Origin of the sequence: Exiguobacterium sp. UBA3491, from assembly GCF_002377745.1 — a bacterium.
Lineage (GTDB): Bacteria > Bacillota > Bacilli > Exiguobacteriales > Exiguobacteriaceae > Exiguobacterium_A.
Map to the genome: position 1 here is coordinate 103,207 of NZ_DFQK01000012.1, position 11,078 is coordinate 114,284.

Annotated in this window: 11 protein-coding genes; 7 read left to right on the top strand and 4 right to left on the bottom strand. The window is 47.1% G+C overall.

The window, feature by feature from the left end; genetic code table 11:
• Nucleotides 1–15: 15 nt before the first annotated feature.
• Nucleotides 16–498, top strand: coding sequence for a site-2 protease family protein (locus B4F99_RS03600; RefSeq protein WP_058265683.1), 483 nt, complete (start codon nt 16–18; stop codon nt 496–498).
• Nucleotides 499–544: 46 nt separating this feature from the next.
• On the opposite strand, the gene B4F99_RS03605 is transcribed toward B4F99_RS03600, so the two are convergent.
• Nucleotides 545–718 (bottom strand): YycC family protein, encoded by a 174-nt coding sequence (locus B4F99_RS03605; RefSeq protein ID WP_082665887.1) that lies wholly within the window; start codon nt 716–718, stop codon nt 545–547.
• 115 nt (nt 719–833) lie between these two features.
• On the opposite strand from B4F99_RS03605, the gene B4F99_RS03610 reads away from it, so the two are divergent.
• The 3 genes from B4F99_RS03610 (at nt 834) to B4F99_RS03620 (ending at nt 4,996) form a co-directional block, all read left to right on the top strand.
• Nucleotides 834–1,628 (top strand): hypothetical protein, encoded by a 795-nt coding sequence (locus tag B4F99_RS03610; RefSeq protein ID WP_290755380.1) that lies wholly within the window; start codon nt 834–836, stop codon nt 1,626–1,628.
• Nucleotides 1,629–1,697: 69 nt separating this feature from the next.
• Complete coding sequence (locus B4F99_RS03615) at nt 1,698–3,788, top strand: MMPL family transporter (RefSeq protein ID WP_290755382.1); 2,091 nt, start codon at nt 1,698–1,700, stop codon at nt 3,786–3,788.
• Between the two features lie 92 nt (nt 3,789–3,880).
• Entirely contained in the window at nt 3,881–4,996 is a 1,116-nt protein-coding gene (locus B4F99_RS03620; RefSeq protein ID WP_056059882.1) for an NADH-dependent flavin oxidoreductase, read from the top strand.
• Between the two features lie 402 nt (nt 4,997–5,398).
• Here B4F99_RS03620 and amyS read toward each other — a convergent pair whose 3' ends face one another.
• Nucleotides 5,399–6,940: an alpha-amylase gene (gene amyS / locus B4F99_RS03625; RefSeq protein ID WP_290755385.1), complete on the bottom strand. Its 1,542-nt coding sequence runs from the start codon at nt 6,938–6,940 to the stop codon at nt 5,399–5,401.
• 337 nt (nt 6,941–7,277) lie between these two features.
• Here amyS and B4F99_RS03630 point away from each other — a divergent pair, with 337 nt between their 5' ends.
• Nucleotides 7,278–8,102, top strand: a complete 825-nt coding sequence (locus tag B4F99_RS03630) for an endonuclease I family protein (protein ID WP_290755387.1) — start codon at nt 7,278–7,280, stop codon at nt 8,100–8,102.
• Between the two features lie 360 nt (nt 8,103–8,462).
• A complete protein-coding gene (locus B4F99_RS03635) occupies nt 8,463–9,047 on the top strand; it encodes a YdcF family protein (RefSeq protein ID WP_023467654.1) in 585 nt (194 codons plus the stop codon).
• A 52-nt stretch (nt 9,048–9,099) separates the two neighbouring features.
• Here B4F99_RS03635 and B4F99_RS03640 read toward each other — a convergent pair whose 3' ends face one another.
• Entirely contained in the window at nt 9,100–9,651 is a 552-nt protein-coding gene (locus tag B4F99_RS03640) for a hypothetical protein (RefSeq protein ID WP_290755389.1), read from the bottom strand.
• Nucleotides 9,652–9,785: 134 nt separating this feature from the next.
• A complete protein-coding gene (ytzI, locus tag B4F99_RS03645; RefSeq protein WP_023467656.1) occupies nt 9,786–9,959 on the bottom strand; it encodes a YtzI protein in 174 nt (57 codons plus the stop codon).
• Nucleotides 9,960–10,085: 126 nt separating this feature from the next.
• On the opposite strand from ytzI, the gene B4F99_RS03650 reads away from it, so the two are divergent.
• The coding region (locus B4F99_RS03650) for a PP2C family protein-serine/threonine phosphatase (RefSeq protein ID WP_290755391.1) at nt 10,086–11,078 on the top strand (993 nt) is incomplete at its 3' end.

Sequence of the window (11,078 nt, forward strand, 5' to 3'; positions counted from 1 at the left end):
GAGGGTGTACGTTGTATGTTCGGTTTCGGTGATTTATGGAAATTCTTTTTATCGTTCTTTTTACTGCTGCCTATCGTGACATTGATTCATGAGATGGGTCATTACTTTTTCGCCCGATTGTTCGGTGGAAACATGGAAATCAATATTGGTTCAGGCAAATCATTGCTTCGTGTTGGTCCAATTCGACTGAATCGTGTTTATTTTTGGGATGGATGGTGTCAATATGAGGCGCTACGTCATGAAACGAAGTTTGCTAATATCATGGTCTATGCTGGTGGATCGATCGCGAACTTGGTGAGTATCTTAGTCGTAAATGGTCTTATTTATGCCGGCGTGTTCGAGGCGTCGATCTTTACGTACCAATTTGCGTATTTCTCGTTTTATTTCGTCTTTTTCTCCCTCTTCCCGATCGATCACCCGAATGGTTATCCGAGTGACGGAAAAGCGATCATCAATGTCTTCCGTTACGGTAAATCCGACTATCATCCACAATCTTAAACGAAGATTAAAGCCTCCTTCCGTCATTGGAATAGAGGCTTTTTACTCAAGATTCCGATTCGCTAGACGAATCAGATTCTGTTTTCGCTTGTTCCTGCTCGAGTTCGACGAGCTTTTGAATCAAGATATGGCGCGGCATATGCATCAGTTGTTCAAGTGGTACGTTCAGACGTTTCGAGAGTTCGACAGCCGTCTCTGCTGATAATTGTAAAGGTTTCATCGTGTTCGTCCTCCTTTTTCCATGAAGTTAGTATAACAGGAGGTGCAAGCCGAGCGCATCAATAGTAGCGAGAAACTGAGAAGGTTGATACCGTATGAAGTAGGAAGTGATGCATATGTATAAACCTGCTGCAGAGCTGTTACTCCATGAATCCGTCTCACTGTTCGATCGAATCGGGGAGGATTTGCTTCTTTTTCGAGATCGCCACGGATTTATGAAATGTGATGCGGATTTAAGACCACTATGGGAAACAGCATGTGCGTATGTTCCATTCTCCTGGTACATTGAGCCAGGCGGTGGACGATTGTTCATCGTATTTGAAGAGTCAGCTTATTTTGGTTTACTAGATTTAGAGCAAGGGCATTTAGATTATATCAAGCGACCCGCTGCTTTTTCCGAAGCATGGTTCAGTAATTTATTCTTGTGGCAAGATGATGAGATCTTCCTGTACACGGCAGAAACAGACGTCGTCTGTGTGAACGTTCAAACAGGGGACTGGCGGTACTCAAATTATGAAGAGGCGCCACTGTTCGGACGCTTAGTGGAGCGAGGATATGATACACGTTTGACGTTCGAACGATTCATCGCACCTACGACAATTATTTCTTATGATGATCTAAAAGAATGGTATGTGATTTGGGACGCTGCGACGAATCAGGAATCGATTATTCCTTTTTCAGATTACGCGGAGTACTCACTCGTTGATCACCGGCACCAACTGTTTTCGATCACCGATTCATCTCGTTTTTACTTGTATGAGAAGAATCAGCTGAAATATAAGTTCGAGGGATGTCATTCCTCCGTTTTACTCAAAAGTGTGTTACTCGATGAAGAGGCGCGACGTCTTGCGATCGTATCGACATCGGCGACATTCGGCAACACATGGGTTCAAATTTTTCAAAAGACGTAACGAAACATCCTTTTCGCTTTTCAGCAAGAAGGATGTTTTTTGTACGTTTATACAGAAAGGGGACGCATCATGGAACGGCTTGGTCATCTGATGAGTACGTATTTTCGAGGAGTGTTGATTGTTTGGGCGATACTGCTCGTCGTGCTTGGTTATTTCGCCTATCAATTACCCGATCGTCTAGAAGGAAACGGATTTACACGTGACGGTGATTTTCAACGCGTTGAGACAGTACTCGATCAAGACTTCGGTCAGGATCCGCATACGATCATCGTCCTATTTGAGAATCAAGAGAATCTACAACAAACGATGGTGGAACATGTCGAACGCTTCCGTGACATCAAAGGTGTCGGGAACGTCACTGGACCTGTTGAAAATCCGCGAGCGATTCGGGACGATAAGGGATACGTGACGGTCGGTGTACCGACACTTGATGCGAAATGGGCAGCTACGGTCACACGTCAACTGGATGACACCGGAACGATTCGGTTAACGGGTGAACCGGTCGTCGTCGATGATTTGAATACAGCGTCCAAAAATGACCTCATCCGAGCTGAGTTAATCGGAATTCCGGCAGCATTGATCGTCTTACTACTCGTTTTCGGTACACCCGTTGCCGCCATCTTACCCTTGATCATGGGACTCGTCACTTTTGTTTTTGGTGCCGGTGTTCTTTATTTCGTTGCCGGACAACAAGAGTTATCGATCTTCGTCTTGAATGCGGTCGCAATGATTTCGCTGGCGCTCGGCATTGATTTTTCGCTGTTATACGTTAATCGGTTCCGTGAAGAACAGCAGGACGGACAAGGGATTCGGTCGGCAGCGATTCGTTCGGTCGAGACGGCAGGACGCTCGATTTTATTTTCCGGAATCTGTGTATTCGTCGGACTTGCCGGATTGTTGTTGATTGATGTTGATGTCTTCCGCGCTGTCGCAATCGGGACACTCGTTTCGGTACTCGGGGCGGTTGTCAGTGCGTTGACATTATTACCGGCACTATTAATCGTTTTCGGGAAGGTACTAGAAAAAGGACGACTTTTCCGGCAACGAGCAGGTCGTGGAGAAGATCGTTGGCGCCGCCTCGCACGTTTCGTCATGAAGCGCCCTGTCACAGTGACGATTCTATCTTTATTACTTCTTTTACCTTGTTTATTTCCGTTACGGGACTTGACGTTGAACATTCCGCAAGCAACTGCCTTGCCGGAATCCTATCCGTCGCGTCTCGCCTTTGAGTCGTGGGAAAAAACATTCGGGAACGATGGAACGGACGCCGTTCTCATCTTATCTGCGGATGCTTCCTCAGAGGTGGGACGAGAAAAAATCGAAGATGTGACGATTCGACTCGAATCAGATTCAGAAGTGCGTTCCGTCGTGTCCGCCGCAACGATCGCGGAACAGCAACAGGTTCCGCTCGAGCAGTTACTCGCTGTTTCGGCTGGGCGCGATGCACTGAAGCCGTTTCTATCAGAGAACGATCAAGCACGGATCAACGTCAATTTAAAAGGAGATCCCGGCGATGCTACGTCGCAAGACTGGGTACGAAAGGTGCAGGCGGACGGTTACCTTGTCGGGGGACCAGCAGCCTTCAATCAGGAAATTTATGATGCCATTGAATCGAAACTTCCACTGGCTGTCGGTGTCGTCGTCTTGGCGACATTCATCATTCTGCTAATCGCGTTCCGATCCATCTTGATTCCAATCAAGGCGATTCTGATGAATTTGCTCAGTTTAGGAGCAACGTTTGGATTACTCGTCGTCTTGTTCGAGTCCGGCGCAGTTCTTCCGCAGGAGACGATCGGCATTCTAACACCGGTCTTCATCTTCTCACTCGTCTTCGGCTTATCGATGGATTATGAAGTGTTCCTCGTCTCGCGAATGGAAGAATATTATGACGAGACGGGCGACAACGATCATGCGACCGAGATGGGACTGGCGAAGACGAGTAAAATCATTACGTCCGCTGCCTTGATCATGATCGTCGTCACTGGTGCGTTTGCCTTTACAGGTGTTAGTCCGATCAAACAACTTGGCGTCGGTATCGCGCTTGCAATTTTTATTGATGCTACGATTGTCCGGATGCTCCTTGTTCCCGCACTGATGAAGCTATTTGGTCACTGGAACTGGTGGTGGCCGGGGGGGCGTCGTAAAGCGATCCGCAAGTGACACATCGCCTAAGCACATCAGTAGCTATTCAGAGGAAGACGAGCGTATACTGTCGATATTCAATTCAAGAAATTAGAGGAGGCACTTCACTCATGGCAACTCAAGCAATGTTTGAACCATTTACACTACCAAACGGTGTGACGCTGAAAAACCGCGTCTTGATGGCACCGATGACGAACTATGCGGCACAAGAGAACGGCGAAGTATCGGATGCGGAACTCGCGTACTATGCAGAACGTTCAGGTGGCGTCAGCGCTGTCATTACAGCATGTGCGAACGTCACAGCAGACGGTCAAGGATTCCCGAATGAGTTTGGTGCACATCGTGACGATCTCGTGCCGAGTCTGAAGCGACTCGCGAAAACGATTCAAGATAAAGGCGCAAAAGCGATCTTACAAATCTTCCACGCTGGTCGTATGGCACCACCAGAACTCGTCGGTGGGCAAACGGTCAGTGCAAGTGCTATTGCACCCGTGCGTGAAGGTGCGATGACACCACGTGCGTTAGAGGCAGAAGAAGTCGAAGCAATCATCGAAGCATTCGGTCAAGCGACACGCCGTGCGATGGAAGCCGGATTTGATGGTGTTGAGATTCACGGTGCAAACACGTACTTGATCCAACAATTCTTCTCACCACACTCAAATCGTCGTGAAGATAAATGGGGCGGTAGCTTAGAAAAACGTCTCGCCTTCCCATTAGCTGTCGTGGATGCAGTCGAAGCTGTCGCGAAACAAGATCCTTCGTTCATCGTCGGATACCGTTTCTCTCCAGAGGAAATTGAAAATCCAGGAATCACACTCGATGATACGATGCGTCTCGTCGATGAGCTGGCGAAAAAAGACCTCGATTACTTGCACGTTTCCGTGATGGACTTCTTCGCAGGTTCAATTCGTGATGAAAATGAAACGACGTCACCAATTACACTCGTTCAAGAACGTGTTGGTGAACAAGTACCTATCATCGGTGTCGGATCGCTGCACACAGCGGACGAAGTCGAACAAGGTTTGGCTGTCGTTCCAATGATCGCTCTTGGTCGTGAACTGATCATGGAACCGAAATGGGTTGAGAAAGTCGAAGCGGGTGACCTTGCGTCGATCCGGACAGAACTTGATCCAGAAGCACAAGCAGAACTCGTCGTTCCAGATGCATTATGGGCAGGCATCACAAGCCGTCCAGGCTGGTTCCCGATCAAACAAGCAAGCAAATAATAGAACAGCATCAAAAAGCACTCTAGGTTTCGTGTCTAGAGTGCTTTGAGACTGAAGGTAAAGTGCAATTTTTCTCTAACGAGAAGGATTGCGCTTTTTTTGTTCGTCTCGCATCGTTTTCCTGGGACAAGCATCGCGCCGCTTCGCTTCGCTGTAGGGTCGCTCTTGCTTGTTTTTCCCTAGGAAGCGATGTCGAGTGAACAAAACGCTTCTCGAATCCTTCTTCTAGAAAAAAATAACGCGCTTCACGCCACTCCTACAGGAAGAAGCGCATTATGCGCTGTCAGAGACAAACGAGACCCGTTTTCCTGCTCGAAGCGGGAAAACTGGCTTGTGTCTCGCCTGAGGAAAGGGCGTGAAAAGACGCATCATTCTTTTTTTGAGTCAGCCTCTTTTGATTGCTTATTGTTGACGATAGACGGAGACTGAACCACCATTGACGAAGAATTGACCGTAGCCATCTTGATTGATCGTGACCGACTTCGTGTTGTTTCCAGTGATGTCTGTCCAAACTTCTCCTTTGTTCTGAAGCCCGACGTACATCCACTTGCTACCGCCAGGACCATCTGACAGAATCGTCGCAAGACCTGATTTCGCACGGTCTGAGACACCTTCACGTGTCCAACCGATGATGTCTTGGTTATCGAGGTAATCATTTTGTTTCCCGAATGCGAAGTCCTTCCGTGCTTTAAGTAACGGATCAATCTTCGAAGCGAGTGCTGGAATTTCGCGATTCGACGTACCCTTTGTACCATAGTAGTCACCATAGAAGACCGACGGATAGCCTTGTTCACGTGTCAGAATCATCGCGTAAGCAAGTGGTTTGAACCATGACTGAACCGTTGATTCAAGCGATTGTCCAGGCTGCGAATCATGGTTCTCTACGAGTGTGACGGCTTGGGCTGGATTGCTCTTGACGAGAGTACCGTCAAAGATCGTCCGCATGTCATAGTACCCGCCGCCTTTACTTGCCTGTTCGAACTTATAATGAAGCGGTGCATCAAAAACGGATTGTTGATAATTCGTCCGACTTAAGTAGTTTTGCAACGTGCCGAGATCGTTCTGCCAGTACTCTGCGACTGTAAACAATGGTTTGCCCGTCGTCTGACGAACGTTCGCGAGCCAGTCCGCTAAGTAACCGTGTTTGATATGCTTGACGGCATCGAGACGGAACCCATCAAGACCAAGTTCGTTGACGTACCATTTACCCCAGTTCTTCATTTCTTGCTGGACTTCTGGATGATCGAAGTCGAGATCCGCATACATCAAGTAATCGTAGTTGCCATTTTCACCTGAGACATCCGTATCCCACGCTTTACCAGTACCGCGGAACTTGTAGATGGCGCTTTTTGAACGCGATTGATCCCAGTCCGTGCCGTCGAAGTGGTACCATTTCCACTTGAAGTTCGAGTAGAGGTTATTTCGCGCTGCAAAATTGAAGCCCGTCCATGCCTGGATTTGATAATCGCCAGAGACTTCTTGATTACGGTTACCCGGATTGACTTCGACTGCCGTGACGGCTTCCGTGAAATCGGCGCCACCTTTATGGTTCATGACGACATCGCCATAGACATCGATTCCGGCGGTATGCAATTGTCCGATCGCCGTTTTTAATTGCGCCTTTGTGCCGTATTTCGTACGGACCGTTCCTTTTTGGTTGAACTCACCTAAATCGTACAAATCATAGGCGCCGTATCCGACATCATTTTGCGAGGTACCTTTGTAAGCAGGGGGAATCCAGACCGATGTGATTCCGAGTTGATCGAGCTTTGTTGCATCACTCCCGAGACGGTTCCAGTGGTTACCGTCATTTGGCACATACCATTCGAAATACTGCATCATCGTTCCGTTGTCTGCCGTTGCGCCGACTGCAATCGGTTGCGCAAGTGGCGCTAAAAAAGCAGCGGATGCGACGGTTGCTAAAATCCATCTTTTTTGTTTCACGTAAAGACCTCCTTATGATTTGTGAAATCGCTTGCATTATTTATTATAGGAAAGCTTCAGACAGGAGGAATATCGTCCCGGATTCTTATTTGTAAGTCTCTTTTGTTCGTGACTTTTGACCCTAGAATATTTCTTCTGAAGTACTATTTCGATGGGATTGACGTCATGAATGAAAAAAATCAGGACCATCTAACCGTTGCCTTTCAATGAATATTCTGAACGACGACTCATCTACAAAAAAGCAGGTCTATCGTCCATCTTCCACCAGGAATGGATTCGGTGTGAAAATGAGCGTGTAACACCCGCTCTCATACATACCATTTAAGGGGGAACACACATGAACTGGAAGTCAAAGGTCACAGGTGCGCTTGCCGCAACACTTGCACTCGGGTCAATCGTCTTTACACCGGTCACAGCAAAAACAGTTGATCCAAAACAAGTTTCAGCAGGTCCGCAGATGGTTACATCACAATCGACGATCGATGCGTACTATTTACCAGCAGCGGGCAAGACAGGGGCAGCGTTGAAGGCATCGCTGCACGATATCATCGATAATCATACACAAGTGTCATACAACACGGTATGGACAGCACTGAAAGAAACGGATCAAGATCCAAACAATGCGAATAACGTCATCGAGTTATACACGGGGAAATCGATTTCAAAGAGCAGTAATGGTGGGAATGTCGGTCAATGGAATCGTGAACATGTTTGGGCAAAGTCACACGGTGACTTTGGTACGACGAACGGTCCTGGAACAGACTTGCATCACTTGCGTCCGGAAGATGTCGTCGTCAACAGCGCACGTGGGAATCTTGACTTCGACAATGGTGGTACGAAGTACAGTGGGTGTGATTGCTACCGCGATAGTGATTCGTGGGAACCACCGAACCGTGTCAAAGGTGATATCGCGCGGATGATCTTCTACATGGCGGTTCGTTATGAAGGTGGCGGAGAAATCGATCTCGAAGCTTCAGAAAACGTCAATAATGGTACGAACCCGTTACACGGCAAATTGTCGACGCTGAAAGAATGGAATAAGCTTGACCCAGTTGATAGCTTCGAGAAACGTCGCAACGATGTCATCTTCGAGAAGTGGCAAAAAAACCGGAATCCATTCATCGATCATCCGGAATACGTAACATCAATTTGGGGAAATTGATGACGAGTCAGTGAATAGGAAAGGGGCTGACTCAACAGTCAGTCTCTACAAAGATAGGGGTGGCAGAATGATGATCTGCCACCCCTATCTTGTAACAAAAAGAATGACGCGTTTCACGCAACTCCTACAGGGAAAAGCGCATCTTTGCGCTGACAGAGACAAATAAGACCCGCTTTCCTGCTTGAAAAAGCAGGAAAACTGGCTTGTGTCTCGCCTGAGGAAAGGGCGTGAAAAGACGCGTCATTCTTTTTTGAGTCAGCCTTTTTTCATGGAGTCCGAACCTGTTATGCTGAAACTTTTTTGGAGAACCATTCGTATTGCCTACTGTAAGCCATTTTTTTAGTAGAGAGGTCGTACGGTATGATTAAACGCACGTTTAACAAACGAAACATCAAATGGATGGTCGGTGGGGGACTAGTCGCTTGTGTCGCCTTCTGGTACAGTGTCGGTATTTTCGTCAATAAAGGGGAACGGCCACTCGCTGATGGGACGTCACCGTATGTCATCGTCCTCGGTGCGGGTGTCAAAGGAGAAAAACCGTCGCAAATCCTACATAACCGGATTCAGGCAGCTGCGGCATATGGGAAACAACATTCAGAAGTCCGCTTCATCTTGAGTGGTGGACAAGGTCCAGATGAAGATATTTCAGAAGCAGAGGCGATGCGTCGCGGGATGGTGGCATCTGGGATTGCTGAAGAGCGGTTGATCCTTGAAGCCGACTCGACATCAACGACGGAAAATCTACAATTTTCAAAAGCGTTGTTGCCAAAGGACGTTCGTCGCGTCTCGATCGTCACGTCAGACTTTCATCTGTACCGTGCGCGACAAGAGGCGAAACAACTTGGTTTACAGACGGATGCGATTCCGGCTGAAACGCCACTTTCAGGAGTCCTTCGATTTGGAATGCGCGAACGCGTTGCGATCGTTGTTCAATTCCTCCGCTAAAAACCCCGACATGCTGAACATGTCGGGGAGAAAGAAGAAGTGCATTGAATGATTAGATGCCTTCACCTTTATGTTTTTCCTCAGAAGATTGAGAATCATTTGCTTGTTTGTTGGAAGCATTATGCTCAGCAGGTGGTTCTTCTTTGCCAAGTGCGACATCTTTCGCTTCGACGACTTTATTGCTGATAGAACTCAGGTCACCTTTTGTCTCGTTGACTGTATCCTTCACAGTCGAAGCATCAGACTTTACTGTTTCAAGTTCTGTGTTCACTTTGTCATAAACGTTTTGAACGTCAGACGCCACTTCTTGGATGATACTTGAAGCACTCTTTACCTGATTGATAACTTGTGACGCTTTGCCCGACGGATCTTCCTTGATGGAAGACGCGAGTGTCGAGACGGAATCCTTCGCACCACGTAAGCTTTGTTTCGTGTTTTGACGGGACGAAGAACTAAGTAGCGTCAATAGTCCGCCGACAAGGGCACCGAGCAACATCCCTGTGACGAGATTGATTTGACGACCTGATGATTCTTCCTGATCGAACTGGCGATTCGGATGTTCTGCGTGTGCTGCGTGTGGATCATGTTGAAGCTTCGGTTCCATGATGAACACTCCCTTGAGATAATATTTGACCATGATATGGATATACCCTTGTGAGTGAATCAAAAACATCTAAAAATAACATGTATTTGAAATGAATATAAAAAAGACCATCGTGTTATGATGGTCTAAGAGGTTCATTTGTTGGATGAATCATCATCATTTTCGTGACGAAGTTTTCGGTTGATTTCATCATAATCGATTTCGATATCATCCTTGTTGCCCTTGTAGCCATATCCTTTCGAAATGACGATGATCGAGGCGACCAAGACGAATACGATGATGAGAATGGAGACGACATATAACCACATAGTCCACTCCTCCTTTCGTTCACTTACTAGTATGACGGAAAACGCAGCTTCCGTCTAAACGAAATTGTAGGTTGTGTGCTAAACTGATGTCGGATAAACATGTTAAACGGAACGAGGTGACGGCGGATGAGTATTTTGGTCGTAGATGATGAGTTAACGAATTTATTGCTCTTAGAGCGATTGTTAGAAAATGAAGGCTATGACGTCGTCAAAGCCATGAGTGGAGAAGAAGCAATTGAATTGATGGAGGATCCGTTATTCATCGAACAGTTGGACGTCGTTCTCCTCGATGTCGAGATGCCAGGGATCAGCGGAATCGAGGCGACACGTTTGATTCGAAAACGATTTGGTCTTGATGAATTACCGATTCTGATCGTTTCCGGGCGATCCAACGAAGAAGATATTGTTGATGGACTGAATGCAGGGGCATCCGATTATACGACGAAACCGATCCGTAAAACGGAATTGCTCGCGCGAGTTCGTAACGCGATTGGTCTGAAACAAGCAATCGATGCACGAAAACGATATGAAAAAGTATTACAGGAAGACTTTGATTTGGCGCAAAAACTGCAACAGAGTGTGCTGAGTGCCAATATCGAAGACGATGAGATCCGCATCATGGCGACCTATATCCCGTCTAAGAAACTAGCGGGAGACATGTATGCCTGGTATCGCATCTCTCAGAATAAATACGGCATCATCTTATTTGACGTCATGGGACACGGTGTCTCCTCTGCATTGATTACGATGGGGATGAGTTCAATCTTGTTTGAACTCGTGCACCGGATTGGTGATCCGGCTCAAGTGCTTGAAGAGTTGAATCAACAGATGAGTCGACTGTTTCCGGGAGATGAGACAGAAATCTATTTCACGGCTGTCTACCTTTATATCGACTTAGATGAAATGAAACTCAGCTATGCGAACGCGGGGCATCCACCTGGTTTGTTGCGGATGAACGATCAAATCATTCCGCTTGAGAATACGGGACTTCCTGTTGGTATGTTCGAAGACTCGACGTATACGAGCAAGACGATCGACATCGTCTCACCCGGATGTGTTTACCTGTATACGGACGGATTCATGGAACTCTATAGTAAAGGCATTGATGAAGGAATCTTC

What these genes read in the sequence shown, in the direction of transcription:
- B4F99_RS03600 (WP_058265683.1), top strand. Translation starts at nt 16, where the DNA reads ATGTTCGGTTTCGGTGATTTATGGAAATTCTTTTTATCGTTCTTTTTA.
- B4F99_RS03605 (WP_082665887.1), bottom strand. Translation starts at nt 718, where the DNA reads ATGAAACCTTTACAATTATCAGCAGAGACGGCTGTCGAACTCTCGAAA.
- B4F99_RS03610 (WP_290755380.1), top strand. Translation starts at nt 834, where the DNA reads ATGTATAAACCTGCTGCAGAGCTGTTACTCCATGAATCCGTCTCACTG.
- B4F99_RS03615 (WP_290755382.1), top strand. Translation starts at nt 1,698, where the DNA reads ATGGAACGGCTTGGTCATCTGATGAGTACGTATTTTCGAGGAGTGTTG.
- B4F99_RS03620 (WP_056059882.1), top strand. Translation starts at nt 3,881, where the DNA reads ATGGCAACTCAAGCAATGTTTGAACCATTTACACTACCAAACGGTGTG.
- B4F99_RS03630 (WP_290755387.1), top strand. Translation starts at nt 7,278, where the DNA reads ATGAACTGGAAGTCAAAGGTCACAGGTGCGCTTGCCGCAACACTTGCA.
- B4F99_RS03635 (WP_023467654.1), top strand. Translation starts at nt 8,463, where the DNA reads ATGATTAAACGCACGTTTAACAAACGAAACATCAAATGGATGGTCGGT.
- B4F99_RS03640 (WP_290755389.1), bottom strand. Translation starts at nt 9,651, where the DNA reads ATGGAACCGAAGCTTCAACATGATCCACACGCAGCACACGCAGAACAT.
- ytzI (WP_023467656.1), bottom strand. Translation starts at nt 9,959, where the DNA reads ATGTGGTTATATGTCGTCTCCATTCTCATCATCGTATTCGTCTTGGTC.